General features: G+C 64.5%; 21 protein-coding genes and 4 tRNA genes. 16 read left to right on the top strand and 9 right to left on the bottom strand.

All coding sequences use genetic code 11. The features are described from left to right. Positions 1 to 37: 37 nt before the first annotated feature. Both acnA and dxs read left to right on the top strand, forming a co-directional pair. Positions 38 to 2,725: an aconitate hydratase AcnA gene (gene acnA / locus ACUYV6_RS04075; RefSeq protein ID WP_449277367.1), complete on the top strand. Its 2,688-nt coding sequence runs from the start codon at positions 38 to 40 to the stop codon at positions 2,723 to 2,725. A gap of 125 nt (positions 2,726 to 2,850) precedes the next feature. Next, the gene (dxs, locus tag ACUYV6_RS04070) at positions 2,851 to 4,794 is read left to right on the top strand and encodes a 1-deoxy-D-xylulose-5-phosphate synthase (RefSeq protein WP_449277366.1); all 1,944 of its coding nucleotides are present in this window, start codon (positions 2,851 to 2,853) and stop codon (positions 4,792 to 4,794) included. A gap of 141 nt (positions 4,795 to 4,935) precedes the next feature. Here the strand turns inward: dxs and ACUYV6_RS04065 are convergent, their stop codons facing one another. From ACUYV6_RS04065 to ACUYV6_RS04050, 4 genes are all read right to left on the bottom strand, one after another. Further along, positions 4,936 to 7,047, bottom strand: coding sequence for a 3-hydroxyacyl-CoA dehydrogenase NAD-binding domain-containing protein (locus ACUYV6_RS04065; protein WP_449277365.1), 2,112 nt, complete (start codon positions 7,045 to 7,047; stop codon positions 4,936 to 4,938). A gap of 2 nt (positions 7,048 to 7,049) precedes the next feature. Continuing rightward, positions 7,050 to 8,255 carry a thiolase family protein gene (locus ACUYV6_RS04060; RefSeq protein WP_449277364.1) on the bottom strand — a complete coding sequence of 402 codons (1,206 nt, stop codon included), beginning with the start codon at positions 8,253 to 8,255 and terminating at the stop codon, positions 7,050 to 7,052. Positions 8,256 to 8,366: 111 nt separating this feature from the next. Beyond that, positions 8,367 to 9,554: an HRDC domain-containing protein gene (locus ACUYV6_RS04055; protein ID WP_449277363.1), complete on the bottom strand. Its 1,188-nt coding sequence runs from the start codon at positions 9,552 to 9,554 to the stop codon at positions 8,367 to 8,369. Next, on the bottom strand, positions 9,547 to 10,197 hold the full coding sequence (locus ACUYV6_RS04050; RefSeq protein ID WP_449277362.1) for a DUF3000 domain-containing protein: 651 nt from the start codon (positions 10,195 to 10,197) through the stop codon (positions 9,547 to 9,549). The genes ACUYV6_RS04055 and ACUYV6_RS04050 overlap by 8 nt, the downstream gene beginning before the upstream one ends. Positions 10,198 to 10,275: 78 nt before the next feature. Between ACUYV6_RS04050 and ACUYV6_RS04045 the strand changes: the two genes are divergently transcribed. From ACUYV6_RS04045 to ACUYV6_RS04035, 3 genes are read left to right on the top strand one after another with little or no spacing between them, the layout of a single operon-like run. Beyond that, entirely contained in the window at positions 10,276 to 11,496 is a 1,221-nt protein-coding gene (locus ACUYV6_RS04045) for an alpha/beta hydrolase family protein (RefSeq protein WP_449277361.1), read from the top strand. A gap of 18 nt (positions 11,497 to 11,514) precedes the next feature. Beyond that, complete coding sequence (gene zapE / locus ACUYV6_RS04040; protein WP_449277360.1) at positions 11,515 to 12,576, top strand: cell division protein ZapE; 1,062 nt, start codon at positions 11,515 to 11,517, stop codon at positions 12,574 to 12,576. After that, a complete protein-coding gene (locus tag ACUYV6_RS04035) occupies positions 12,573 to 13,121 on the top strand; it encodes a type II toxin-antitoxin system PemK/MazF family toxin (RefSeq protein ID WP_449277359.1) in 549 nt (182 codons plus the stop codon). The genes zapE and ACUYV6_RS04035 overlap by 4 nt, the downstream gene beginning before the upstream one ends. Before the next feature lie 18 nt (positions 13,122 to 13,139). On the opposite strand, the gene ACUYV6_RS04030 is transcribed toward ACUYV6_RS04035, so the two are convergent. From ACUYV6_RS04030 to ACUYV6_RS04015, 4 genes are all read right to left on the bottom strand, one after another. Then, positions 13,140 to 13,352 (bottom strand): hypothetical protein, encoded by a 213-nt coding sequence (locus tag ACUYV6_RS04030; RefSeq protein WP_449277358.1) that lies wholly within the window; start codon positions 13,350 to 13,352, stop codon positions 13,140 to 13,142. 158 nt (positions 13,353 to 13,510) lie between these two features. Further along, positions 13,511 to 13,582, bottom strand: a tRNA-Val gene (locus ACUYV6_RS04025). A gap of 27 nt (positions 13,583 to 13,609) precedes the next feature. Then, positions 13,610 to 13,680 (bottom strand) — tRNA-Cys (locus ACUYV6_RS04020). Between the two features lie 41 nt (positions 13,681 to 13,721). Further along, positions 13,722 to 13,797: transfer RNA gene (locus ACUYV6_RS04015), tRNA-Gly, on the bottom strand. Positions 13,798 to 13,976: 179 nt separating this feature from the next. Here ACUYV6_RS04015 and ACUYV6_RS04010 point away from each other — a divergent pair. The 6 genes from ACUYV6_RS04010 to ruvC all read left to right on the top strand — a co-directional run bounded on the left by ACUYV6_RS04010 (position 13,977) and on the right by ruvC (position 19,343). Beyond that, positions 13,977 to 14,993, top strand: a complete 1,017-nt coding sequence (locus tag ACUYV6_RS04010; protein ID WP_449277357.1) for a hypothetical protein — start codon at positions 13,977 to 13,979, stop codon at positions 14,991 to 14,993. Positions 14,994 to 15,141: 148 nt separating this feature from the next. After that, a tRNA-Val gene (locus ACUYV6_RS04005) sits at positions 15,142 to 15,217 on the top strand. A 138-nt stretch (positions 15,218 to 15,355) separates the two neighbouring features. Further along, positions 15,356 to 17,323 (top strand): threonine--tRNA ligase, encoded by a 1,968-nt coding sequence (gene thrS, locus ACUYV6_RS04000; protein WP_449277356.1) that lies wholly within the window; start codon positions 15,356 to 15,358, stop codon positions 17,321 to 17,323. Continuing rightward, a complete protein-coding gene (locus tag ACUYV6_RS03995; protein ID WP_449277355.1) occupies positions 17,311 to 17,856 on the top strand; it encodes an HIT family protein in 546 nt (181 codons plus the stop codon). The genes thrS and ACUYV6_RS03995 overlap by 13 nt, the downstream gene beginning before the upstream one ends. A 91-nt stretch (positions 17,857 to 17,947) precedes the next feature. Continuing rightward, positions 17,948 to 18,712, top strand: coding sequence for a YebC/PmpR family DNA-binding transcriptional regulator (locus ACUYV6_RS03990; protein ID WP_449277354.1), 765 nt, complete (start codon positions 17,948 to 17,950; stop codon positions 18,710 to 18,712). Position 18,713: 1 nt separating this feature from the next. Beyond that, entirely contained in the window at positions 18,714 to 19,343 is a 630-nt protein-coding gene (gene ruvC / locus ACUYV6_RS03985; RefSeq protein ID WP_449277353.1) for a crossover junction endodeoxyribonuclease RuvC, read from the top strand. 79 nt (positions 19,344 to 19,422) lie between these two features. Here ruvC and ACUYV6_RS03980 read toward each other — a convergent pair whose 3' ends face one another. Then, on the bottom strand, positions 19,423 to 20,244 hold the full coding sequence (locus tag ACUYV6_RS03980) for a trimeric intracellular cation channel family protein (RefSeq protein WP_449277352.1): 822 nt from the start codon (positions 20,242 to 20,244) through the stop codon (positions 19,423 to 19,425). Between the two features lie 50 nt (positions 20,245 to 20,294). Here ACUYV6_RS03980 and recO point away from each other — a divergent pair, with 50 nt between their 5' ends. The 5 genes from recO to dnaG are packed head-to-tail and all read left to right on the top strand — an operon-like array spanning position 20,295 to position 26,243. Next, the gene (gene recO / locus ACUYV6_RS03975; RefSeq protein ID WP_449277351.1) at positions 20,295 to 21,020 is read left to right on the top strand and encodes a DNA repair protein RecO; all 726 of its coding nucleotides are present in this window, start codon (positions 20,295 to 20,297) and stop codon (positions 21,018 to 21,020) included. A 22-nt stretch (positions 21,021 to 21,042) separates the two neighbouring features. Beyond that, positions 21,043 to 21,825 (top strand): isoprenyl transferase, encoded by a 783-nt coding sequence (locus ACUYV6_RS03970; protein WP_449277350.1) that lies wholly within the window; start codon positions 21,043 to 21,045, stop codon positions 21,823 to 21,825. Positions 21,826 to 21,840: 15 nt separating this feature from the next. Further along, the gene (gene dusB / locus ACUYV6_RS03965; protein ID WP_449277349.1) at positions 21,841 to 23,037 is read left to right on the top strand and encodes a tRNA dihydrouridine synthase DusB; all 1,197 of its coding nucleotides are present in this window, start codon (positions 21,841 to 21,843) and stop codon (positions 23,035 to 23,037) included. 22 nt (positions 23,038 to 23,059) lie between these two features. Next, positions 23,060 to 24,319: a deoxyguanosinetriphosphate triphosphohydrolase gene (locus ACUYV6_RS03960; RefSeq protein ID WP_449277556.1), complete on the top strand. Its 1,260-nt coding sequence runs from the start codon at positions 23,060 to 23,062 to the stop codon at positions 24,317 to 24,319. Between the two features lie 43 nt (positions 24,320 to 24,362). After that, positions 24,363 to 26,243, top strand: coding sequence for a DNA primase (gene dnaG / locus ACUYV6_RS03955; RefSeq protein WP_449277348.1), 1,881 nt, complete (start codon positions 24,363 to 24,365; stop codon positions 26,241 to 26,243). The last annotated feature ends 85 nt before the right edge of the window (positions 26,244 to 26,328 follow it).

Raw genomic sequence — 26,328 nt, 5'->3', positions numbered from 1 at the left:
CTTGACATCGAGAGAGTTCGAGAAGAGGAGAGCCGTCATGGGAGCCGTCAACAGCTTCGACGCGAAGAGCACCCTCGCCGTCGGCGAGAAGGAGTACGAGGTCTTTCGGATCGATCGAGTACCCGGGCACGAGCGCCTGCCCTACAGCCTGAAGGTGCTGCTGGAGAATCTTCTGCGCACGGAAGACGGCGCGAACGTCACGAAGCAGCACATCGAGGCGCTGGGCAACTGGGATCCGGCGGCTGAACCAGATACCGAGATTCAGTTCACCCCGGCTCGCGTGATCATGCAGGACTTCACGGGTGTGCCATGCGTCGTGGATCTCGCCACCATGCGCGAGGCCGTAGCAGACCTCGGCGGAGATCCTGCCCGCATCAACCCTCTCGCGCCCGCTGAGCTCGTCATCGATCACTCGGTCATCTCCGACGTGTACGGCACTCCCGATGCATTCGCAAAGAACGTCGAGATCGAGTACCAGCGCAATGGTGAGCGCTATCAGTTCCTGCGTTGGGGCCAGGGCGCGTTTGATGACTTCAAGGTCGTGCCGCCGGGCACCGGTATTGTGCACCAGGTCAACATCGAGTACTTGGCCCGTGTGACGTTCACTCGCGAGGTCGATGGCAAGGTTCAGGCCTACCCCGATACCTGCGTGGGCACTGATTCGCACACCACCATGGAGAACGGTATCGGGGTGCTCGGCTGGGGGGTCGGCGGTATCGAAGCCGAGGCCGCTATGCTGGGCCAGCCGATTTCGATGCTCATTCCGCGAGTGGTCGGATTCAAGCTGTCGGGAGAGATTCCGGCCGGTGTCACGGCGACCGACGTCGTCCTCACCATTACTCAGATGCTCCGTGAGCACGGCGTCGTCGGCAAGTTCGTCGAGTTCTATGGTGAGGGCGTCAGCGCCGTGCCGCTCGCGAATCGCGCAACGATCGGCAACATGAGTCCGGAGTTCGGGTCGACAGCGGCGATGTTCCCAATTGACGATGTCACGCTCGACTACCTGCGCCTCACCGGCCGAAGCGACGAGCAGATCGATCTGGTGAAGGCCTACGCACAGGCGCAGGGCATGTGGCACGATCCTTCGCGCGAACCCGAGTTCAGCGAGTACCTGGAGCTCGATCTTTCGACCGTGGTGGCTTCGATCGCCGGGCCGAAGCGTCCCCAGGATCGCATCGAGCTCACCCAGGCGAAGCCGCAGTTCGAGCGAGATCTCGAGAACTACGCGCAGGGACCCAACCCGGCCGTTGTCACCGATCGCAATGGTACGGAGTACACCATCGACCACGGAGCCGTGACGCTCGCCTCGATCACCTCCTGTACCAACACCTCGAACCCTTCGGTCATGCTGGCGGCCGGTGTGCTCGCCCGTAACGCCAACCGGCTCGGGCTGAAGGCCAAGCCGTGGGTGAAGACCACGCTGGCTCCCGGTTCGAAGGTCGTCACCGATTACTACGAGCGGTCGGGGCTGAAATCTCACCTCGAAGACCTGGGATTCTTCTTGGTGGGCTACGGTTGCACCACCTGCATCGGCAACTCAGGGCCCCTGATCCCCGAGATCTCCCAGGCAGTCAATGACAACGACCTCGCGGTCACCGCGGTGCTCTCCGGAAACCGCAACTTTGAAGGACGCATCAATCCCGATATCAAGATGAACTACCTGGCAAGCCCGCCCCTCGTGATCGCATACTCGCTGGCCGGCTCCATGGACTTCGATTTCGACTCCGAGGCTCTCGGGCAGGATCGGGACGGTAACGATGTCTACCTGCGCGATATCTGGCCCGATCCGACCGAGATCGAGAAGATCGCGGCAGAATCGATCGACTCCGACATGTTCACGTCGAAGTACGCGGGCGTGTTCGACGGCGATGATCGGTGGCGCTCGCTTCCGACGCCCGACGGCAACGTCTTCGAGTGGGATCCCGAGTCGACCTACGTGCGTAAGCCTCCGTACTTCGACGGCATGGGTGTTGAGACCGTTCCGGTGACCGACATCACCGGAGCACGCGTGCTCGCCAAGCTCGGCGACTCGGTGACGACTGACCACATCAGTCCCGCCGGCAACATCAAGGCCGACACCCCCGCAGGTCGTTACCTGACTGAGAACGGAATCGCTCCGCGCGACTTCAACTCGTACGGTTCGCGACGCGGCAATCACGAGGTCATGATCCGCGGCACCTTCGCGAATATCCGACTGCGCAACCATCTCCTGGCGGCTGAGAACGACGGCAAGGGAGTCGAAGGTGGGTACACCCGCGACTTCACGCAGCCCGACGCACCGAAGTCGTTCATCTATGATGCGTCGCAGAACTACCAGGAGGCGGGTATTCCGCTCGTCGTACTCGGAGGCAAGGAGTACGGCTCGGGTTCGTCACGTGACTGGGCGGCAAAGGGGACGCGCCTGCTCGGAGTGAAGGCCGTCATCACTGAGAGCTTCGAGCGCATCCACCGCTCGAACCTCATCGGCATGGGCGTGCTGCCGCTGCAGTTCCCCGACGGCGAGAGCGCGGACTCCTTGGGCCTCGACGGCACGGAGGTCTTCGACATCACCGGCATCGAGCAGCTCAACGAGGGTGCGACGCCGAAAACGGTTGCTGTCACTGCGACGAAGGAAGACGGCTCGCGCGTGAAATTCGATGCGGTTGTCCGCATCGACACCCCGGGTGAGGCCGACTACTACCGGAACGGCGGCATCCTGCAGTACGTGCTGCGATCACTGCTCTAGCACCTGCGCGTTCGGCGCTGCCGGCCCGTCCACACGGTCGGCTCGGCAGCGCCGCCTCCGGCTTGGCTCGCTAAGATGGGTGGATGCCCGGCGCATTCTGCCGGACCCGGCAGCGGAGGTGGCGAGTGGCGATCCTGGATCGAATCGAGTCTCCTCGCGACCTCGCCGCTCTCGGCCCCGAGGAACTCGCGATGCTGGCCGCCGAGATCCGCGAGTTCTTGATCGCCGAAGTGTCGAAAACCGGCGGACACCTCGGCCCGAATCTCGGAGTCGTCGAGCTCACGATCGCGCTGCACCGAGTTTTCGAATCACCGCGCGATCCGATCATCTTTGATACCGGCCACCAGAGTTACGTGCACAAACTGCTCACCGGTCGCAAGGACTTCTCTCGTCTACGACGCAGGGGAGGCCTCGCGGGATATCCGCAGCGTGCCGAGAGCGAGCACGACATCGTTGAGAGCTCGCACGCCTCGAGTTCGCTGAGCTGGGCCGATGGCATCTCCCGAGCGTTTGCACGGCAGGCCCGACTCGACCCTTCGCAGGCGGGGCGACACGTCGTGGCCGTCGTGGGCGACGGCGCGCTCACCGGTGGCATGACCTGGGAAGCGCTGAACAACATCACAGGCGACAACGATCGCAATCTCGTGATCGTGCTCAACGACAACGGACGATCCTATGCCCCCACCATCGGCGGCATGGCGCGTTTTCTCAACGGTGTGCGCACGTCCTCCAGTTACCGCGACCTGCAAGAAGGCAGTGAGAAGCTGTTCTCGGCACTGGGGCGCCCCGGGCGTACGGTGTATCAGGCGGCACGTGGGGCGATGCGCGGAATCGCGAGTCGTGCGTCGGGCAACCAGGATCTCTACTCGAATCTCGATATCAAGTACATCGGTCCGATCGATGGGCACGACCTCGAAGCCGTCGAACATGCGCTGCAGCAGGCGAAGGAGTACGGTCGCCCCGCGCTCGTGCATGTGATCACTGAGAAGGGGCGCGGATACGCACCCGCGGAGAACGATCAAGCCGATCAGTTCCATGCGATCGGTCGCATCGACCCCGATAACGGTGCTCCTCTGGGGTCGGCATCCGGGCCAGGCTGGACTGAAGTCTTCAGAGAATGCATCGTCGATCTCGCTGCGCATGACCCGCGAATCGTGGGGATCACGGCGGCCATGCTGGCTCCGACCGGTTTGGACGAGTTCGCGCGACGCTTCCCTGATCGCGTGTTCGATGTCGGCATCGCAGAACAGCACGCTGTGACTTCGGCTGCGGGACTCGCGTACGGCGGCCTGCACCCGGTCGTCGCACTGTACGCGACCTTCATGAACCGTGCGTTCGACCAACTGCTCATGGACGTCGCCCTGCACCGGGCAGGAGTGACGTTCGTGCTCGATCGGGCCGGCGTCACGGGTCCCGACGGCGCGAGTCACAACGGTGTGTGGGACCTGGCCACCCTGCAGGTCGTTCCCGGGATCCGCATCGCGGCACCCCGAGATGCCGCATCGCTTCGTGAGGAACTCCGGGAGGCCGTCACGATCGATGACGCACCTACGGTTATCCGCTACCCGAAGGGCACTGTCGGGCAAGACCTTCCCGCCGTTCGCAGGACGCTTGATGGAACCGACGTACTGAGCGAGCCGCAAGCACCTGCGTCGGCCGAAGATTGGGCGGAGGCCGACGTGCTCTTCGTCGCAGTCGGACCGATGGCTGCGACCGCCCTTGACGTGGCGGGGATCCTCACTGAGCAGGGCATCTCTTCGACCGTGATCGACCCGAGGTGGGTGGTTCCCGTGCAGCCCTCGGTGATCGATGCCGCACGTCGCCATCGACTCCTCATCAGCATCGAAGACGGAACACGCGTGGGCGGTATCGGCACACGCATTCGGCAGGCGCTCCGCGATGCCGGTGTCGACACGGCAGTCAGTGAACTCGGCACCCCCGACGAGTTTCCGGCGCACGCGACCCGCGAAGAGCTCCTTGCGGATGCCGGACTCACGGCGCAGCAGATCGCCGAAACGGTCGCCGAGCAAGTTCAGGGGCGACGGATCCCGGTCGCACGCCCGGAGTAGACCCGAGCCAGGGCAGAAGACCTCACAGAGACGAGACGGTGCGAGGAAGGCCGATGTACGCCTTCCTCGCACCGTCTCGCTTACCGACTCGGCCGCGCGTTGCCCCGTAGCCTCAGCACGCAGTCAGTGTACAGGCGCCCCTCAGTGGAAGGTGCGCCCGTTGACGCGCTCGCTGGCCCCGACGCGATCGAGGTACGGTGTTGCACCTCCGGCCTGGAAGGGCCATCCAGCACCGAGGATCAGGCAGAGGTCGATGTCTTCCGCCGCCGCGACCACTCCCTCGTCGAGCATGAAGGCGATCTCTTTCGCCAACTCGTCCTCGACGCGACGCAGGATCGTCGTCTCATCGACCGCATTCTTTCCGAGCGTGATCGCTTTTCGTCCGACCTTCGAAAGATCCTCGACCTTGCCGTGCTTGTTCTTCGTCAACGGCTCGGAAACCTCGGCCAGACGGTGCAGGTTCTCAGAGGCGTAGAAGCGCTCGGGGAAGGCCGACACCATGGTGTCCTGCACGTGAGCGGCGACCTTCCAGCCCACGAGATCGATGAGCTCGAACGGGCCCATCGGCAGGCCGATCGGAGCGAGGGACCGTTCGACGACCGGCATCGGAGTGCCCTCGTCGAGCGCGCGGGCGGCTTCGCCCATGACCTTGGCGAGCAGACGATTCACCACGAACCCCGGTCGATCGGCGGTGATCACAGCGCTCTTGCCCAGCTTCTTCGCGACGGCCATCGCTGTCGCGAGCGTCGCGTCATCGGTCGCTGGTGTGTTCACCACCTCGATGAGGGGCATGACGGCGACCGGGTTGAAGAAGTGGAAGCCGACGAGCCGCTCCCGATGAGCGAGCTTCTCACCGATCTCATCGACCGACAACGACGAGGTGTTCGTGGCGATCACGGCTTCCTCTGAGAGGAAGGGCTCCACCTCGCCGAAGACCTGCTGCTTGACGCCGAGCTCTTCGAAGACGGCTTCGATCACCCAGTCGCAATCCGCATACTCCGACTTGTCGGTGGTGCCGGTCACGAGCGCCCGAACCTGGTTCGCGTCGTCCGAAGACAGGCGCCCCTTCGATTCCATCTTGTCGATCTCACCGTGGATGTAGGAGAGTCCCCGATCCACCCGCTCCTGGTCCAGGTCGGTGATGAGCACTGGTACCCGCAGCTTGCGGGCGAACAGAAGAGCGAACTGACTGGCCATGAGGCCTGCGCCGATCACGCCCACCTTCTTCACGGGCTTCGCAAGCTCGCGATCCGGCGCACCTGCGGGGCGCTTCGCCCGCTTCTGCACGAGGTCGAAGGCATAGATCGAGGCATGGAACTGCTCGCCCGAGATCAACTCTGCAAGAGCCTCGTCCTCGCGTTCGAAGCCTTTCACCCGGTCGTTATCCCGTGCCGCGCTCAACAGCTCGAGTGCGACATAGGGCGACTTCGCTGCGGTGCCGATACGCGCCTGCAGCGTGTCGCGAGCGATCTTGATCGCGGCCGGCCACTTGGTCAGCCGTTCGATCTTGCCCGGCTCGTGCTTACGATCGACGCGAGTTTCTCCCGTCAGCACCCTGTCTGCCCACACGATCGACTGTTCGAGGAAGGATGCTGGTCCGAAGATCTCGTCAAACAGTCCCATGTCGTAGGCCTGCCGGGGCTTCAGCATGCGATTGTTCTTCAGCGGGTTGGAGACGATGATCTCGAGTGCTTGCTCGATACCGATGAGATTCGGCACGATCGTGGCCCCGCCCCAGCCGGGAATGATGCCGAGGAATACCTCGGGGAAAGCGAGTGCGGCCGCTGAGGAATCGACGGTGCGGTAGTCGCAGTTCAGCGCGATCTCCATGGCGCCTCCGAGGGCGAGCCCATTCACGAAGGCGAATGAAGGCACGCCGAGCGACCCGAGCTTGCCCAGCACGTGGTGCCCGAATTGCGCCATGAGCTTCGCGTTCTCGCGGGTGGCGAGGGTCGATACCTTGGAGAGGTCGGCACCGGCCGCAAAGATAAACGGCTTTCCGGTGACCGCGACGGCACGGATCTCACCCTGTGCAGCTCGCTCGCGCTGCGCGTCGAGCACTTCGCCGAGCCCAGCCAGGGTTCGCGGACCGAGCGTGTTCGGTCGAGTGTGGTCTCGGCCGTTGTCGAGCGTGATCAGCGCGATCACGCCGCCGGAAGGCAGCGCTGCGTCGCGTACGTAGGTTTCGGTGACGACCTCATCGGCTGCCGCTTCGAGCAGGGGGGAGAAATCGATAGTGGTGTAATCGGTCATGGCTACTTCTTGCCCTTCTTCCCGTTGAAGTGCGGGTTCTCCCAAATCATGGTGCCGCCCTGCCCGAGTCCCACACACATCGCAGTCACGCCGTAGCGCACGTCCGGACGCTGCTCGAACTGGCGCGCCAACTGAATCATGAGGCGCACACCCGAAGCTGCGAGCGGGTGCCCGAAGGCGATCGCGCCGCCCCACGGGTTGACGCGGGGGTCGTCATCGGCGATTCCGAAGTGATCGGTGAACGACAGCACCTGCACCGCGAATGCCTCGTTCAGTTCGAAGAGCCCGATGTCGTCGATGCCGAGACCGGCCTTCTTCAGCGCCTTCTCCGTGGAGGGCACGGGACCGAGCCCCATCACCTCCGGCTCCACACCGGCGAAGGCGAAACTCACGAGACGCATCTTCGCGGATAGGCCGAGTTCCTTCGCAGTATCCTCACCGGCGAGCAGCGACACCGTCGCTCCGTCCGTGAGCGGAGATGAGGTGCCTGCGGTGACCCGTCCGTATGGGCGGAACGGCGTCTTGAGCCCCGCAAGGCCTTCCATCGTGGTCTCGGGGCGGCGTCCCTCATCTTCAGTCGCGAGCCCCCACCCCTCGGGTGATCGCGTCGCGACCGGAATGAGATCGGCCTGGATGTCACCACGGTCGTAGGCAGCCTGCACCTTCTGCTGACTGAGCATGCCGAATCGATCGGAACGCTCCTTGGTGAGCTGTGGGAAGCGGTCGTGCAGGCGTTCCGCAGTAACGCCCATATTGAGTGCGTCGGGGCTGACGAGCTTCTCCGAGACGAAGCGGGGGTTCGGGTCGGCATCGAGACCGATCGGATGCCGTCCCATGTGCTCCACACCACCAGCGACTGCGAGATCGTAATGACCCGCACCGATCGCGCTCCCGGTAAAGGCCGCGACCGTCATCGCACCGGCGCACATTCGGTCGAGGGCGAAGCCAGGTACCGCGGTCGGGATTCCTGCGAGGATCGCCACCGTACGGCCCAGCGTGAGCCCCTGATCGCCCTGTTGCGTCGTGGCAGCCAGGCCGACATCGTCGATCCGGTCGAGCGGCACCTCAGGGTTTCGCTCGATGAGACCCTGGAGGGCCTTGACTGCCAGGTCATCCGCCCGGGTACCCCAGTACATTCCCTTTTCACCGGCCCGACCGAACGGGGTGCGAACCCCGTCGACGAACACGACTTCTCTCCGTACGGCCACTGTGCCTCCATCGCAGAATCGGTGTTGTTACCCCCATCCTAGGAAGCGCGCCTGCACGACCGAACGAGGCGTGCCGAAGCGCAGTGCACCGCGTCTCAAGACGAAGCTGATTTATGCAGATGCTACAAAAGCACGAGCGAGGATTGGTGCAGTCCGTTCACATTGCCAGGGTCGGGCTCCGAGCTCCGCGAGACGCGCGCCGATGGACTCGGGGGAGAGGTCTGCGGGTGGGCGCCAGGCGATTCTGCGCAGGTACTCGGGAGTCAGCAGATTCTCGAGGGGCATGCGCAGCGTCTCGGCTTCTTCCTCGAGGAGCTTGCGCGCGGAGGCGAGCCGCTCCGCGGCTTCGGGGTGGCGCTGCTGCCAGGAGCGGTGATGGGGGATCGCGTCGGGATCACGTGGCTTCGGGCCGGGAAGATCGTCAGTGGTCTTGCCGCGCAGTACGGCTCTCCACCAGCGGTCGAGTTCGGTGCGACTCGCTCGGCCCTTGAACGCGGAGAGTCCGGCCAGGTTGCCCTTGGACCGGGGCGCCGCAGCAGCCGCAGCGACGATCGATGAGTCTGGGATCAAGCGCCCGGGCGCGATGTCTCGCCGTTGCGCCAGCTCGTCTCGTGCGATCCAGAGTTCACGCACAATGGCGAGTTCGCGTTGCGAGCGCACCCGGTGCCCACCAGAGATTCGCCGCCAGGGCTCTTCGTTCTGCGGTTTCGGGGGCCGTGATCGTGTGGCATCGAACTCCTGCCGCGCGATGTCTACTTTCTTCTGGATCTCGAGCTCGTGAGCGACGGCGTCGCGCAAGTCGGGGAGTAGCGCGACATCAAGCGCCGCATACTCGAGCCAGTCCTCGGGCAAGGGCCGCGTTGACCAGTCGGCTGCGGAATGCGCTTTCTGGAGCCTGATGTCGAGCAATGTCTCGACCAGTGCACCAAGTCCAACTCGTTCAAAGCCCAAGAGTCGAGCCGCGAGTTCCGTATCGAAGATGTGCGGTGGCATGAGACCGATCTCAGCGAGGCACGCGATGTCCTGGCTCGCCGCATGCAGAATCCACTCTTCATCAGAGAGCGCCTCTGCAAGGGGCGCGAATGACGAGATCTCGGTCGGATCGAACAGAAACGTTCCTGCCCCGCGTCGGTAGACCTGGACCAGGTAGGCGTCGGCCCGGTAGCGATATCCCGAAGCACGCTCGGCGTCGACCCCTGCGGGTCCGTGCCCGGTTGACAGCGTCTCCGCTGCTGCCTCCAATGCGCGATCACCTGTAATCAGCGACCAATCGGTGTGGAGCTCCGACTGCTCAACCACGGGGTGATCCACCCGTCTGCTCGGCACGGCGCTGCAGACGCTGCGCGCCGAGTGAAGCGACACCTTCCTGGTGATGCGGCAGGCCCGCAAGCAGACAGAGCAATTCTGACCAGGCGGCCGCGTGTGCGGCGAAGTCATCTCCGATGGGAGTCCATGAGGCCCGAAGCTGAATCTGGGCTCCATCGCCTTGCGACTCGAGGGTGCCGAAGCCAGTCGATACCGACTTGGTCACAGTCCCTGAGACATACGCATACTGTGCTCCGCGACTGTCGAGCGCATCGACGAGCCAGGACCACGCGACATCGGCGATGAAAGGATCGACGCCGAGCTCGACCTCGAGCGGAGCTTGCGCATAGCAAACGATACGGAATGGAGCGCCCCATTCGTCCGCAGACGCGGGGTCGTGCAGCAAGACGATTCGGCCCGCTCCATGGGCCGAATCTGCGGGCTCCTCGTCGCTCTCGTCAATCGGGCGCATCGAGCCGACTCCGGGCCGAACGTTGGCAGAAAGCGCAATAGCGTTGGGCGCGATACGCTCTGGTGCCGCGATCTCCCGCACGCTCAACTCATCACGGAACAACGAAGTACGAAGCGCCTCCGCGGCGGCGGCAAATGCCGGCGGAGCGGTCGGGATCGTTGCCATCACACTAGGGAACACTAGAGTTTGCTGTGAGGCATTCACGGAAGCCACGCCGTGAAGCAGCGATCCGGAGGAGCCGACGTGAGATTCACCCCTGAGCCGCTCGCCGCGCGCTGCCCGGGCGGTCGCGGCGCCATCATCGCAGGAGTTGCGCTGGCAACGGCTGCGGCGATTTCCGGTATCGCGGCGGCTTCGGCGGCACTCGCGAAGCGAGCGGTGACACCGGCGAGGCGCATCGACGAACCAATTGCCGTCACGGGCCTTGACCGCGCCGGAGATCACCTGACGGTGCGGTTGCGAGGAGCTGATGCCACCCTGCCCGGCAACTACTCCTTCTCTTTCGACGGCGGCCGAGGGCACGCCCGACTGGGCACCCCTGTAGCCGTGCATCGAGGGGAAGCCTCCCGTCAGGTGATCCGCATCGATCGAGGCACCCTCCGAGTGGGCACTCGAGGCCGGATCACCGGGTGGTGGTACACCGAACCTGCAGAGCTGGGCCTCGCTGTCGAGCGCATCGCCATCGAAACGGAACTCGGGCCGGCAGACGCCTGGCTGATCCACCCACCCCATACCTGGAACCCGGTGCGCAGAGCACGAGCCCAGCGATGGGTCGTCCATGTGCACGGCCGCGGCGCACTACCGCAGGAGACCCTCCGCGGAGTACTCCCTCTGGCCGATCTCGGGCTCACCAATCTCGTCATCACCTATCGCAACGATCCGGGAGCTCCGCAGGGCAGCGGTCGATACGGATTCGGCATCTCGGAGGCCCGCGACGTCGATGCCGCCGTCGGTGAAGCCGTACAGCGGGGGGCGTCCCGCGTAACTCTCTTCGGCTGGTCCATGGGTGGCACTGCAAGTCTGGTGGCGGCATGCTCAGGAAGGAATCGAGAGCACATCGACGGAGTGATCCTCGAATCGCCGGCGCTCGACTGGCCTTCGTTGCTGCATCACCACGGCTCGGTCATGCGTCTGCCTGCCCCCATCACCGACCTCGGTATTCAGATGCTCGGACGAGGATCGGTACGCGGAGGCGAACTCGGTGGGATCGACTTCGCCCGCCTCACCCCACAGCGATTCGCAGCGGATCTGCAAGTACCCGTACTCATACACGCGAGTCGTGCTGATACGTTCGTGCCCTCCGACGGGGCAGAGCGTTTAGCCGAGCTGCGACCAGAGCTCGTGCAGCTGCGACTGACCGAGCACGGAGAGCACACCAAACTCTGGAACGTTGACCCCGAGGCTTGGAATCGGGCGACCGCGCAGTTCGCGAAGAGCCTGCCCCGACCGCCGTGGCGCGGCTGACGGGATACACTACCGGGGATGTCAAACGACGCCCAGCACAGCTCCGCCCATCTCGTCGACCGCAGCCCGCAGATCTCAGGCACCGCGCTCGTCGCCGCGCTCGTCCCGCCCCCGCAGTTCGATCACGCAACCTTCGAATCGTATCGACCTGATCCAGATCACCCCTCGCAGACCGAGGCTCGCGACACACTGCGCTCATTTTCCGAGCCGGCGAAGCCCGTCGCGAGGAACGGGTTCTTCGGATTCGGGCGGAAGAAGGCGGAGCCCAGCCAGCAGAACCCGGTCAAGGCCGGTGTCTATCTCGACGGCGGCTTCGGCGTTGGCAAGACCCACTTGCTCGCGGCCACCTGGCATGCCACGACCGGGCGCAAATACTTCGGCACGTTCATCCAGTACACGGCGCTTGTCGGTGCGCTCGGATACGAGGGGACCGTCAGTGTGCTCCAGGGTGCGCGTCTCATCTGCATCGACGAGTTCGAGCTCGATGATCCGGGTGACACGATGCTGATGACCCGCCTGATCGGCGACCTGACCGCGACGGGTTCCCGGTTCGTGGCGACCTCGAACACTCCGCCGAACGCGCTCGGAGAGGGTCGCTTTGCCGCCGCCGACTTCATGCGTGAGATCCAAGCCATGGCTGATCGGTTCACCACGATACGCATCGACGGTTCTGACTATCGTCAGCGCGACCTCGATGGAAACGCACAGAGTCTCAGCGATGATGCCTACCGCTTTGCAACTGCCGATGCAGCGGCTGCGGGTGAGCGGATGACCGATGATGACTTCGGCGCGCTCATCACGCACCTCGCGACCGTACATCCTTCCAGTTACTTCGGACTACTGGACGGTGTCAACGTCATCGGTCTGCGTAACGTCCATGAACTCACCGACCAGTCGGCAGCGCTGCGCTTCGTCGCTTTCATCGATCGCGTGTACGACGCGCAGATCCCGATTCGTGCGACAGGTGAACCGCTCACGTCGATCTTCGGAGGCGGGATGCTCGACGGCGGATATCGCAAGAAGTACCTGCGCTGCATGTCACGACTGAACGCCCTCACTTCGGGCGAGGCAGCCGCATGAGCGGCGGGAGACGGTCGACCTGGTCGACGGTCGGAGGAGCGCTGCTACGCCTCCTGCTTCGGCAGAACAGAGCCTCCGAGAGAAACAAGCCGCGTGGCATTGCGACGCTCGATCCGCAACGCACCCCCAGCCCGGGCCAGGGAGGAGCCTCAGCGACACGCGATCTCGCTCCGGACGAGCGACGTTCCGTGCGCTTCGAGTACGCCCCGAACCCCGACCGCGATCCTGACCCCGGCGAAGTCGTCTGGACCTGGGTACCGTACGTCGAGAACGACGGACGCGGCAAGGACCGTCCGGTGCTCATCGTCGCACGGCTCGACGAGCATTCCGTCATCGGCTGCTATCTCAGCACCAAGCAACACGCGGGATTCGTCGATATCGGCACCGGTGGCTGGGACCCGCAGGGGAGAGGGAGCTACCTGTCGCCCGAACGACTTCTGCGCATCACGCATGAGGGCATGCGCCGCGAGGGGCATGCCCTGGACCGAGAGCGCTTTCTGGAGGCCGCGACCGCGATCGCTCGCTACTGGGGTTTGCAGGGCTGAGCGGCCGGCCCGCACAACCTATTCGTTACCGATCGCTCCATCGGCCTGATCACGCACCTCGTCGATCTTGTCCGCGTGACCCGGAGCAACCTTCTTCGCGGTGTCGGCGACGCCGTCGAGGATCTTGTCGCTGATCGATTCCGCCTGCTCGCTCTTCAGAGCGGCCTCAACCTTGTCCCTGTTCTGCTCGAACAGTTCCTTGCCCTTGCCGATCGCGTCTTCGAAACCCATGATGCATCCCTTCGTCGAGGTGTCTGTCGGAAGTAAGCATGGCGCATTGCGCGGCATTCCGAAACTGGGTTCTCTCCAGAAACAACAAAAGCCCCGGTCAGGCTGGATTTTCGTCGGTGCACGAAAAGGCCCCCGGCGAAACCGAGGGCCTTAGTGAGTGCGCGATACTGGGATCGAACCAGTGACCTCTTCCGTGTCAGGGAAGCGCGCTACCGCTGCGCCAATCGCGCCTGTTCAGGCTATTCAGTTGTCGGGCGAGGTGGCGACGGGATTCGAACCCGTGTATACGGCTTTGCAGGCCGCTGCCTCGCCTCTCGGCCACGCCACCGGAGTGGTTGACACCACAAGCGACCCGTATTCACGGGCCACTGGAGCGGATGACGAGACTCGAACTCGCGACCCTCACCTTGGCAAGGTGATGCGCTACCAACTGCGCTACATCCGCACTGCCACCGCTTCGCGTTTCCGCGCCCGCGGCGACCTGAATAACTATAGGGGGGTTCAGGTCAGCCGCGCAAATCGGTTCGGGCTCGCCGGGCGTGGCGGCGACCCCTTCCGCAAGATTCAAACACAATCACCCGCTCGGACTCGACCCTCAGCGCGCGAACAGACATACTTCTGAACATGGCCGGGGGAGTAGGAACCGTCATCAGGCGCGCGTGTATCGCGCTCCTGATCATCGTCCTGCTTCTTGCGGCCGGGCTCGCATGGTGGAACAAGCAGGTTATCGCCGATCACTTTCAGGCCACTGGGTTCGAGCCTGCAGAGGAGATCGAAGAGGTTCTCGACACGCTCTCACTGACCGGCGCGGGCGAGCGAGTCTTCCTGGCCACGCATCCAACGATCGAAGCGAGTCAGCACTTCAACGAGCAGTGCGCTCAAGTCGACCACACCGACGAAGGGCACGTGCTGGGGTGTTATTCCGGCGGCAAGATTCATCTCTTCGGCGTGGAAGACCAACGCCTGGACGGGATCGTAGAAGTCACCGCTGCACACGAACTCCTGCATGCCGGCTACGCGCGACTCCGAGACTCCGAGCGCGAACAGCTCGGCGAGCAGTTGCAGGATGCTTTCGACACGCTCTCTGAGGATGACGCCGCGCTGCGCGAGCGTATGGCTGTGTATGAGCACCTTCCCGAGTCATCTTTCGTCAACGAACTCCATTCGGTGCTTGGTACAGAGGTGCGCGACCTGCCCCCTGAGCTCGAAGCCCATTACGCCGAATGGTTCAACGACCGCGCGGCTATTCTCGACCTCTTCGACGACTACCATTCCGTATTCGTCGACCTGCAGCAGGAAGCCGATGACCTGAACGCGGAGCTCGCGCGAATGCGCACTGAATACGAGGAGCGCAGTCACGCCTACGACCTCGCGGTGCGTCAGTACAACGCCGACAGCGAGAGTCTGTCCCAGCGCAACGACGCCTACGAGTTCGCGAACAATCCTGAAGAGTTCTATCGCCTTCGAGACGAACTCGGCGCGCGCAGGGGCGAACTCGAGTCAGAACTCCAATCTCTTGACGCCCTCGCCGAGCAATACGAGGAGTATCGCAGCCGACTCAAGGAGTTGAGCGAGACGAGCATCGAACTGGACCAGCATCTCAACAGCGATCTCGCACCGCCGGCGACGAGCCCGAGTTGATCTACGCGAACCGGGTGTGCGTCGAACACGTCTTCGCGCGGAACCCGGTTGCGGGCGGAACGCGCCGGGCCGCTGCCGATTTGTGAACGGCCACCGCGTTCCGTGTATGATCAATCAGGTTGCTCACGGGACACCGGAGCGACGATCTGGGCGATTGGCGCAGTTGGTAGCGCGCTTCCTTCACACGGAAGAGGTCATCAGTTCGAGTCTGGTATCGCCCACCACCATCCTCCGCGTGCACACGAGCACCTCGGAGGATCTGCTATTTCTGGGCTCACACCCACGATTCCCGGGGAGACCTCGTTGCGGCCGTGCCGATAGACTCGGGGGGTCAGTTTCCCATCTCGAAGGAGTGTGCCCCCGTGGCCGATGGCTTCTCGCTGTTCACCGACCGTTCGATCGTCGCCATGCGCGTCAACGGAGAGCTGCGAGATCTCGCAGTCGAGGTGACGGATACGGACACGGTCGAGCCCGTGACCATCGACTCCCCGGACGGGTTGAACATTCTTCGCCATTCGGCAGCGCACGTACTCGCACAGGCGGTCCAGCGAGTGAACCCCGAGACCAAGCTCGGCATCGGGCCGCCCATCACGGACGGGTTCTACTACGACTTCGACCCGGAGTCCGCGTTCACTCCTGAAGATCTGAAGGCGCTCGAGAAGGAGATGCAGAAGATCGTCAAGGAGGGGCAGCGGTTCGTCCGTCGCGTCGTCACCGATGACGAGGCTCGGAGCGAGCTCGCTGACGAACCGTACAAGCTCGAGCTGATCGGACTCAAGGGCGGTGCGGAGCAGGGCACCGACAACGAGAACGTCGAGGTCGGTGGCGGCGAACTCACCATCTACGACAACGTCGATCCGAAGACGGGGGAGACCCGCTGGAAGGATCTGTGCCGCGGGCCGCATCTGCCGAATACGCGAATGCTCGGCAATGGCTGGGCGCTCATGCGCAGCGCTGGTGCCTACTGGCGCGGCAGCGAGGCGAACCCGATGCTGCAACGCATCTACGGCACGGCGTGGCCGACCAAGGATGAACTGCGGGAGTACCGGACTCGTCTCGAAGAGGCCGCGAAGCGCGATCACCGCAAGCTCGGTGTCGAACTCGATCTCTTCAGCTTCCCCGATGAAATCGGGTCGGGACTCGCGGTGTTCCACCCCAAGGGTGGCATCATCAGGCACGAAATCGAGACCTTCATGCGCGACGAGCTGTTGAAGAACGGCTACGAGGTGGTGAACAGCCCGCACATCACCAAGGGCACTCTGTTCGAGACGAGCCAGCATTTGAACTGGTATCGCGACGGCATGTTCCCTGCGATGCACCTCGACGAAGTCCGCGACGAGGCCGGCGAAGTGGTCAAACCGGGGCAGGACTACTACCTGAAGCCCATGAACTGCCCCTTCCACAACCTGATTTTCCGGGCGCGTGCTCGTAGTTATCGTGAATTGCCGCTGCGCTTAGCCGAATTCGGCACGGTCTATCGCTACGAGAAGAGCGGCACTCTTTCGGGGCTGACCCGAGTGCGCGGGCTCACCCAAGACGATGCCCACATCTACGTCACCGACGAACAGGTCAAGGACGAGATCGCCAGGCAGCTCGACTTCGTCTTCGCCACACTTCGCGCGTACGGCCTCGACGATTTCTACCTCGAGCTCTCGACCAGAGACCCTGAGAAGTCTGTCGGCACGGACGAGCAGTGGGAGATCGCGACCGAGACGTTGCGTCAGGTGGGCGAAGAGTCCGGTCTCGAGCTCGTCGCAGACCCGGGCGGCGCCGCCTTCTACGGCCCGAAGATCTCGGTGCAGGCACGAGACGCGATCGGCCGCACCTGGCAGCTCTCGACCGTGCAGCTCGACTTCAACCAGCCTGCGCTCTTCGGCCTCGAGTACGCAGCGTCAGACGGCACCCGCAAGCAGCCGGTCATGATCCACCGTGCTCTCCTCGGTTCGGTGGAGCGCTTCTTCGCGATCTTGCTCGAACACTATGCGGGCGCATTCCCGGTGTGGTTGTCTCCGACGCAGGTGGTGGGTATCCCGGTCGCCGATGAGTACGGCCCGTACCTCGATGACGTGATCGTGAAGTTGCGGACTCGAGGTGTTCGCGCCGAAGTCGACCACTCCGACGATCGCATGCCGAAGAAGATCCGCACCCACACGAAGGCGAAGGTGCCGTTCCAGCTCATCGCGGGCGAGGAAGATCGCTCCGCCGGCGCGGTGAGCTTCCGGTTCCGCGACGGTACCCAGCTCAACGGGGTGCCTATCGACGAAGCGATCGAGCGCATCGTAGGTGCGATCGCGACGCACGAGCAGGTTTCGACAGCGTGGACAGCGTAGAGGACCTCGGGTCGAGCGGAGCCGTCGGCGATCCGGACGACATACAGCGCCTCTGGGTGCCGCATCGCATGGTGTATGTTTCCGACCATCATCAGCCGGGCCGCAGCGATTGCCCGTTCTGTGCGGCGCAGCAGCGCGAGGACGACGACGCGCTCATCATTGCGCGCGGTCGTTCCGCATACGTGCTTCTCAACCTGTTCCCATACAACAATGGCCACATGCTCGTCTGCCCGACTCGGCACGTCTCGCAGTATGACGAGGCCACTCCCGAGGAGGTGGCGGAGATCGGGGAGCTCACGCAGACAGCGATGCGGGTCGCCCGAGAAGTTCTCGGATGTCACGGTTTCAACATCGGCATGAACCAGGGGGAGATGGCCGGAGCTGGGATCGCTGCCCACCTGCATCAGCACATTGTGCCGCGGTGGGCCTCCGACGCCAACTTCTTCCCGATCATTGCGAAGACCAAGGCACTGCCGCAGCTGCTCGGCGATGTCCGTGAACGGCTCGCAGCCGCCTGGCCCGAGAACGCCTGAATGGCCTCACCGGCTCGGTGCGCCGTACGGCCAGGTCTGGCACCGGTAGAATGGTGTGGTCGATTTGACTGCAGACGAAGAGGGAGACCCTGTGTCCGGACACTCCAAATGGGCAACCACCAAGCACAAGAAGGCGATCCTCGATTCGCGCCGAGCCAAGGCCTTTGCCAAGTTCATCAAGGTGATCGAGGTCGCGTCTCGTATCGGCGGCCCGGATCTCGAGGGGAACCCGGCTCTCGCCGACGCGGTGCACAAGGCGAAGAAGAACTCTGTGCCCGGAGACAACATCGATCGCGCGATCAAGCGCGGCGCAGGCATTTCAGGTGACGCCGTCGAATATACGACGATCATGTACGAAGGCTACGGCCCGAACGGCGTGGCACTCATGATCGAGTGCCTCACCGATAACAAGAACCGCGCCGCCGCCGAGGTGCGCACTGCGCTCAGTCGGAACAACGGCACGCTCGCAGATCCCGGCAGCGTTGCCTACAACTTCGCGCGCAAGGGCGTCATCTCGGTTCCCGCCGATGAGACCACCGAGGACGATGTCATGCTGGCTGTTCTCGATGCGGGTGCTGAGGAGGTCAGCAAGGCCCCCAACGGTGAGTCGTTCGAAGTGATCACCGAGGCTGCGGACCTTGTTGCGGCACGCACCGCTTTGGTTGATGCCGGGATCGACTACGATTCGGCTGACGCCGAGTTCGTGCCGAACCTCAAGGTCGAGATCGATGCTGATACGGCGCGCAAGGTATTCCGCCTCATCGATGCACTCGAAGACAGCGACGACGTGCAGAACGTCTTCTCGAACTTCGATCTCAGCCCCGAGGTGCAGGCGGAGCTCGCGCAGGACGACTGACGTGCGCTCTCGCGATGGCCTTCGGATCGTCGGGATCGACCCCGGCCTCACTCGGCTGGGTGTCGGAGTCGTTACCGCGTCCGCAGGCCGGCGTGTGACCTTCGAGCACGTCGAAGTCATGCGCAGCGCGGCCGAAGCGAGCACCCCGGAGCGTCTCCATCGACTCGGCTCGTCGATCGAGCGTCTGCTTGATGGCACCCGACCCGATGCAATCGCGTTGGAGCGCGTCTTCGCGCAGCAGAACCTGCCAAGTGTGATGGGCGTCGCGCAGATCAGCGGTGTCATCATGTACCTCGCACAACTCCGAGGCATTCCCGTAGCCATGTATACCCCTAACGAGGTGAAGGCGCAGGTCACCGGCTATGGCAGCGCCGAGAAGGCGCAGGTGGCGACCATGGTCACCCGGCTGCTGGGTCTCGCCTCACCGCCGAAGCCCGCCGACGCCGCTGACGCTCTCGCACTCGCGATAACCCACGCTTGGCACATCGGCCGCGGCGGCATCGCCGATCGAGCCGAACAGTCCGGTCAGCACGGGCGGGGTGCGCCGCCCGCAGGCGGTGAAACCACGGCTCAGCGTGCTTGGCGCGAGGCGGAGCAGCGTGCGGGCCGGCGGCGCGGCGCCCGATCCTGATCTCCATCGACCGCTCACATCGACTGCTCGCATGCGTGGCGACCACGCATATGCGTGGTCGCACCGGCGCATCCGCGCATCAGGCTCCGTCGTCGTCCTCACCAGCACGACGCCGACGTTCGTCCGGGTCATCGGACTCGATGGACGGTTCTCCGAGATGGTCCAGGTGAATCACACCCGTCGCGAGCGCCTCGTCGATCGCGGCCTCGACTTGGCGCTGGCGTCGACGCTGGATGCGGCTCAGAGCCCGCTGCTCGGGCAAGCTCCAGCCGAACTTCACCGAAAGCAGACGCATCGCCGCGGTCACGATCACGCATACGAGTCCCGCGATCCCGACCTGCACGTCGAAGAGCAGCAGCCCGGTGAGCACAGATACTCCGACGAGCGCGGCAACGGCGTAGAACGAGCCGACGTGCATCACGGCGATGGGGAGATTGAGCAGCAAGTCGCGCAGCGCACCACCGCCGACCGCAGCGATGATTCCGATGAACAGCGCGGGGGCGATCGGCATGCCGAGGGCGAGCGCCTTCGTCGTTCCGATCGCGGCGAATATACCGAGGCTCAGCGCGTCGAGAGCGGTGACGAGTGGATCGACTCGCTGCAGAGCTCGGGCGAGGAGCATGCCGAGAATGGCGGCACCCACTGCGACCACGAGATACAGGTTGTCGGAGAACGGGCCCGGTCTGAGGCCGAGCAGGATGTCTCGCAGAATACCTCCGCCGAAGCCGCAGACGATCCCGATGAGCGCGACGCCCAGCAGATCGATCCGTTTAAAGCCTGCGGCGAACATCGCACCTTGCAGACTGCCGACACCCACGGCAACGAGGTCGACGGAGAGCGGAATCGTGAAGGCATCGGTCAGCACCCATCCATTCTTGCGCAGACGCTCGGCGCTGAGCACCGGAGCTGTTCGACGACGGCCCTGCTGGGAGTCACTGGGATAATGACACCGTGCCCCTCTACCGCGAAGAAGGCGTTGTGATCCGCACCCGCAAGCTCGGGGAGGCGGACCGCATCGTGACCCTGCTGACTCCAGGTCGAGGGTTGCTGCGTGCGGTGGCGAAGGGTGTGCGTCGCACCTCGTCCAAGTTCGGGGCGCGCCTGGAGCCATTCATGGTCGCTGACTTCCAGTGCTACGAGGGGCGCACCCTCGATACGATTACCCAGGCGGAGACTCTTGCCTCATTCGGGCCTGCGATCACCGCGGAATACGACCGCTATCGCGCAGCGAGCGCAATGGTCGAGACTGCGGAGCGGCTGGGCGAGGAGGGCGACACGGCGGCGCGCCAGTACCATCTGCTCATCGGCGCGCTTCGCACGGTTGCGGGCGACCTGGCCCCTCCTCAACTGGCTCGTGACGGCTATCTCCTGCGCGCCATGAGCCTCGCGGGGTGGACGCCCGGCCTCGAGGAATGCGTGCTGTGCGGCAGGGCAGGTCCGCACAGTCATTTCGCGGTGCAACTCGGCGGTGCGGTGTGTGCCGAGTGCCGCCCACCAGGCACACCCAGACTTGATCCCGCTGCCTTCGAGCTCTTGGGCGCCCTGCTCAGGGGCGAGTGGGATCGCGCGCTGACCTCAGCGCCTCGCGAACGCGACCAGGTGTCTGGCATCGTCGCGGCCTACACGCAGTGGCATCTCGAGCGTGGGCTGCGTTCACTCGGCACGGGATCGCACTGATACCGCCTCTAGACTGGCACCCATGCATCGCGCACCCGACGCCCTCGTGCCGGTCGACTGGACCGGCGAGCAGCCTCCCCGCTTCCAGGGTCACGCCCCCGCGCACGTCGCGATCGTGATGGACGGCAACGGGCGCTGGGCGAACCAGCGTGGGCTGCCCAGAGTCGAGGGTCACCGGATGGGGGAGCAGGCGCTGCTCGACGTCGTCGCCGGGGCGATTCAGGCCGGCGTTCAGCACCTCAGCGTCTACGCGTTCTCCACCGAGAACTGGCGCCGGTCACCCGATGAGGTGCGATTCTTGATGGGATTCAACCGAGACGTTCTGCGGCGACGACGTGCCCAGCTCGATGCCTGGAACGTGCGCATGCGTTGGGCCGGGCGACGACCACGCCTGTGGGGGTCGGTGATCAACGAGCTGCAGGCCTCCGAGCGTGCGACCGCTCGGAACACGGGTCTGACACTGACCATGTGCGTCAACTACGGCGGGCGCAACGAGCTCACCGACGCCGTGCGCCGAATCGCGGACGAGGTGCGGGCAGGTCGACTCTCGCCGGCGGGCATCTCCGAACGGACCATCGAGCGCCACCTCTATGTTCCGGAGCTCCCCGATGTGGACCTCTTTCTCCGGAGCTCCGGTGAGCAGCGCACCAGTAATTTCATGCTCTGGCAGTCGGCCTATGCCGAGATGGTGTTCCTCGACACGCTGTGGCCCGATTTCGGCAGGCAGGATCTGTGGCGGGCGATCGAGATCTATCACGCGCGGGATCGTCGTTTCGGGGGAGCGATAGATCAGCCGGCTCCGTGAGACAATAGCCCGGCTATGACTTCCCAGACTCTTGAGCGCCAGAAGCTGCGTATCGGCTCGCTCGAGCTCGACGTGCCTGTCGTGCTCGCGCCGATGGCCGGAATCACCAACACGGCCTTCCGCCGCCTGTGCCGCGAGTACGGTGCCGGGCTCTATGTCAGCGAGATGATCACGACGCGTGCACTCGTCGAGCGCACCCCCGCTTCGATGCGGCTCATCAAGCATCACGAGAGTGAGACTCCCCGGTCGATTCAACTCTACGGAGTGGACCCGCAGACCGTTGCCGAGGCCGTCAGATTCATCGTCGATGAGGACCGCGCCGACCATATCGACCTCAATTTCGGGTGCCCGGTACCGAAGGTCACCCGCAAGGGCGGAGGTTCGGCGCTGCCCTGGAAGGCGGATCTCTTCCGCGCCATCGTCGAGCGGGCGGTGGGGGCTGCCGGCGATATCCCGCTCACGGTCAAGATGCGCAAGGGCATCGATGAGGATCACCTGACCTATCTCGACGCAGCCAAAGCAGCTGAGCAGGCCGGTGTCGCCGCGATCGCACTACATGGGCGAACCGCGAACGAGTTCTATTCGGGACGTGCCGACTGGTCGGCCATCGCACGGCTCAAGGAAACGATCACGAGCGTGCCGATCCTCGGCAATGGGGATATCTGGTCGGCTGACGACGCGCTTCGCATGGTGCGCGAGACGGGCTGCGACGGTGTCGTCGTCGGACGGGGCTGCTTGGGCCGCCCCTGGCTGTTCGGTGACCTGGCTGCGGCGTTCCGGGCGGAGGCTGGAGAGATCTCTCACGAAGCTGCCGCGGCGGCGCGGGCTCGTCCGCCTCTCGGCTTTGTCATGGCGGCGATGCGGCGCCACGCCGAGTTGCTCATCGACTTCTTCGACGGCGACGAGGCTCGTGCGTGTCGCGACATTCGCAAGCACGTCGCCTGGTACTACAAAGGCTACGGCGTCGGCGGCGACATCAGGCGTGCGCTGGCCGCAGTGGAGACTCTCGAGCAGATGGACGAGATTTTCACGACGATGGATGCGTCGTTGCCGTATCCCGGCGAAGGCGCCGAGGGTCAGCGGGGTCGCGCGGGGAGCCCGAAGCGTGTCGTGCTGCCCGATGGCTGGCTCGACAGCAGAGAGAGCGCCGGCATCGATTTCGGCGACCTGATCGAGGCCGAGCGATCCGGCATCGGAGTCGACGGTGGGTAACATTGCCGGCGACCTGACGAACATGGACCGAGCCGAGGCAGCTGCGGGCTACACCGCTGAGGCAACGGAGCGATTTCTTCCCGAGCAGCACACCGGACATCGCAGCGACTTCACCCGGGATCGAGCCCGGGTGCTCCACTCCAGCGGTTGGCGGCGACTCGCGGCGAAAACACAGGTGCTGAGCCCGACCGCAGGCATCGATTTCGCCCGCAATCGCCTCACCCATTCGCTCGAGGTCGCTCAGATCGGACGCGAGCTGGCCGTCGCATTGGGCGTCTCTCAAGATGTGGTAGACACGGCCTGCCTCGCACACGATCTCGGGCATCCCCCGTTCGGCCATAACGGCGAGCGGGCATTGAACGAGTGGATGACGGGTTTCGGCGGCTTCGAAGGGAACGCCCAGACGCTGCGCATCCTCACACGACTCGAACCGAAGCGCGTCGACCCGCGCGGTCAGAGTGTCGGGCTCAACCTCACTCGTGCCTCGCTCGACGCGAGCTGCAAGTATCCGTGGTCGCTGTCAGAAGCGGATACCGGAACTTCCAAGTTCGGGTATTTCGCAGACGACTCGCCGGTCTTCGAGTGGCTGCGCCGGCAGGCGCCCGCCCGGCACAAGTGCGTCGAGGCTCAGATCATGGACCTTTCCGACGACATCGCGTACTCCGTGCACGATTTCGAGGACGCGATCGTGGCTGAACACATCGATCCGTTGCTGCTGACTGCTCGCTCGGGGCACTCGGTGCTGATTCGCGCCGTCGCAGACTGGGCAGGTGGGAGCTTTACCGCCGACGAGCTGGGCGCCGCATACGATCGCATCGCTGAGAACGGCAACTGGTTGACCAGTTGGGATGGGTCGCGGCGAGATCAGGCGCAGCTCAAGAACTTCACGAGCGACATGATCGGTCGCTTTGCGAGCGCAGCGACCCGCGCTACCCTGCTCCAGGCGGATGGCCGCTCGCTCGCCCGCTACGGCGCGGATGTGGTGGTACCCCGCGAGATCCGCGCCGAGATCGCGGTCTTGAAAGGCATCGTGGCCGCATTCGTGATGCAGAGCGACCGCCGACAGCCGGTGTACCGCCGACAACGAGCACTCCTCATCGAGCTGCTCCATACGCTGTGGGAAGCCGGTGGCTATGAGCTCGAGCCCGCGTACGCCGCCGATTTCCGGGCCGCTGCCGACGAGTCCGCCGCTCGGCGCGCGATTGTCGACCAGGTGGCGTCGCTCACCGACCAATCCGCGATCGCCTGGTACGAGCGCCTGTGCACGGCTCCGCTCGTCTGATCCGACCTCCGCGGACCCCGAGACGCGGGTAGAGTAGACCGTCATGGCGGGGCGGATCAAGGCGAGCGACATCGAAGAGGTGAAACGCCGTACCAACATCGCCGATCTCGTCGGCGATTACGTCGCGCTGAAGACCGCCGGCATCGACTCGATGAAGGGCCTCTGCCCTTTCCACGACGAGCGCAGTCCGAGCTTCCATGTTCGGCCCGCTCTCGGCTACTACCACTGCTTCGGGTGCGGTGAATCGGGTGACGCCTTTACCTTCCTGCAGCGCATGGACCATCTGAGTTTCGCAGAATCCGTGGAGCGCCTGGCCGCCCGGATCAGCTACGTCCTCACCTACGAAGAGGGAGGTGCGCGCAGAGACGAGGGACCCAACCGGGCCCGATTGCTCGCCGCCAATCAGAGCGCGGCAGCCTACTATGTCGCCCAACTGGCAGGCGAGGAGGGCGCCTACGCGAGGGACTTCCTGGCCGCGCGAGGCTTCGACCCGGCAGCCTGCGAGCTCTTCGGAGTCGGGTATGCGCCGAAAGGGTGGGACTCGCTCGCCTCGCACCTCGCAGGGCAAGGATTCAGCCGCGAAGAGGCCGTACAGGCCGGCTTGCTCTCCGCCGGTCAGCGCGGGGTCTACGACCGATTTCGCGGCCGGGTCGTCTGGCCGATCCGCGATACGAGCGGGCAGACCCTCGGATTCGGTGCCCGCAAGCTGTACGACGACGACCAGGGACCGAAGTACCTGAACACTCCGGAATCACCCGTCTACCACAAAGGTCGAGTGCTCTACGGACTCGACCTCGCGAAGCGGTCGATCTCGCGCGGGAGGCGCGTGGTCGTCGTGGAAGGCTACACCGACGTCATGGCGTGTCACCTGGCCGGTGTCGACACGGCGGTCGCGACCTGCGGCACGGCGTTCGGCAAGAACCACATCTCGATGCTGCGACGCATCATGGGAGACGATGCCGCGTCAGAGGTGATCTTCACATTCGACCCCGATGAAGCCGGCCAGAAGGCCGCGTTGCGCGCATTCGCCGAAGAGCGCCGATTCAGTGCGCAGACCTATGTCGCAGTGGCTCCCGAGGGGCTCGATCCGAGCGACTTGCGCTTGCATCGCGGCGACGAGGCGGTGCGCGAGCTGTTCACGCGCAAGGTTCCCCTGTTCGAATTCGCCCTCCGCCAGGCAGTGTCCCGCTTCGACCTCAACAGCGTTGCCGGGCGCGTTGCGGCGCTGCGAGAAGCCGCCCCGATTGTGGCGCAGATCAAAGATCCAGCGCTGCGCCCCGGGTACACACGGGAACTCGCCCGAATGCTCGGCAGTGATCTGCCAGAAGTGCAGCGCGCCGTGGCCGCAGCCACTACTGCCGTACGTACGCAACCTCCTCAACAGCAGCGGGACGGCACAGAGCACCACGGCCCCGATTCCACTCCCGAGCACTTGCAGCCTGCCGGGCCGCAGATCGGGCTCTCCTCTCTGCGAAATCTTCCCACGACCAGACTCGAGCGAGATGCGCTGATGGCGATGCTGCAGCAGAGCGAGGCCGTCGGCACGGAGCTGCTCGCTCAGGCCGTCACTGCACAAGTGCACGAACCGCAGTTGGCGGTAGTGCGGGACGCGGTGGCCATCGCACTGGCCGCATCGGAGCCGGGCTCCTGGCTCGAACGGGTTCTCGGGGCGACGCCCGACTCTCATCGCTCCCTGGTGCGTGAACTCGCGATGGCGCCGATGCCGCAGCGTCGTCCTGAGCTCATCGCCGCGTACGCACGCGACGTCGTCGTGTCGTTGCTCGACCGCGACTTGCTCGCGCTCAAGAGCGAACTCGTGGCACGCATGCAGCGCATCGGCGATTCGGCGGATCCCGGTTCTCGGCGTGTACAGGAACAGCTCGTCGCGCTGGAAGCCGCACGGCGCGGACTCCGCGATAACTGACGGTTTTCCGCCATTCTTCGGGTCGCACCGCTCCTCATGCCCTAGGCTGATTCGCGGCCCGAGACACGGGCTTGGTGATCGAAGG

The sequence above is a fragment of the Leucobacter sp. GX24907 genome, assembly GCF_053567335.1.
Note: the sequence above shows the minus strand (reverse complement) of the source record. Positions and strands in the feature narration are given on the sequence as shown.

Coding starts and splice junctions, on each gene's coding strand:
- acnA (WP_449277367.1), top strand. CDS start 38: ATGGGAGCCGTCAACAGCTTCGACGCGAAGAGCACCCTCGCCGTCGGC.
- ACUYV6_RS04065 (WP_449277365.1), bottom strand. CDS start 7,047: ATGACCGATTACACCACTATCGATTTCTCCCCCCTGCTCGAAGCGGCA.
- ACUYV6_RS04050 (WP_449277362.1), bottom strand. CDS start 10,197: ATGGCAACGATCCCGACCGCTCCGCCGGCATTTGCCGCCGCCGCGGAG.
- zapE (WP_449277360.1), top strand. CDS start 11,515: ATGTCAAACGACGCCCAGCACAGCTCCGCCCATCTCGTCGACCGCAGC.
- ACUYV6_RS04035 (WP_449277359.1), top strand. CDS start 12,573: ATGAGCGGCGGGAGACGGTCGACCTGGTCGACGGTCGGAGGAGCGCTG.
- ACUYV6_RS04030 (WP_449277358.1), bottom strand. CDS start 13,352: ATGGGTTTCGAAGACGCGATCGGCAAGGGCAAGGAACTGTTCGAGCAG.
- ACUYV6_RS04010 (WP_449277357.1), top strand. CDS start 13,977: ATGGCCGGGGGAGTAGGAACCGTCATCAGGCGCGCGTGTATCGCGCTC.
- ACUYV6_RS03970 (WP_449277350.1), top strand. CDS start 21,043: ATGCATCGCGCACCCGACGCCCTCGTGCCGGTCGACTGGACCGGCGAG.
- dusB (WP_449277349.1), top strand. CDS start 21,841: ATGACTTCCCAGACTCTTGAGCGCCAGAAGCTGCGTATCGGCTCGCTC.
- ACUYV6_RS03960 (WP_449277556.1), top strand. CDS start 23,060: ATGGACCGAGCCGAGGCAGCTGCGGGCTACACCGCTGAGGCAACGGAG.
- dnaG (WP_449277348.1), top strand. CDS start 24,363: ATGGCGGGGCGGATCAAGGCGAGCGACATCGAAGAGGTGAAACGCCGT.